Source organism: Ochrobactrum sp. SFR4, assembly GCF_019730395.1.
In the GTDB taxonomy this organism is placed as follows: Bacteria; Pseudomonadota; Alphaproteobacteria; order Rhizobiales; family Rhizobiaceae; genus Pseudochrobactrum.
In genome coordinates, this window is sequence record NZ_JAAPBB010000997.1 from 1 (window position 1) to 257 (window position 257).

1 protein-coding gene is annotated in these 257 nt (G+C 52.9%); it reads left to right on the plus strand.

Annotated features, from left to right (window positions below):
- Positions 1 to 10: 10 nt before the first annotated feature.
- A partial coding sequence (locus tag HBA93_RS22090; RefSeq protein ID WP_286202140.1) for a phosphoribosyl-AMP cyclohydrolase occupies positions 11 to 257 on the plus strand: 247 nt, incomplete at its 3' end.

Below are 257 nucleotides of genomic sequence, written 5' to 3' on the forward strand. Positions count from 1 at the left end.
GGAGTGGTTCATGACACAACTGCCGCCAGAATTTCCAGCGCAGACAGACAAGCACAGCACCGAGGAAGGTTCTGTGTTTGCACCGCGTTTTGACAGCGCAGGTCTGATTACAGCTGTTGTCTGCAGTGCGGATGATAATGAACTGCTGATGGTCGCGCATATGAATGCAGAGGCATTGCGCCTGACACTGGAAACCGGCATTGCCCACTACTGGTCTCGCTCACGCAAATCGCTTTGGAAAAAAGGCGAAACATCCG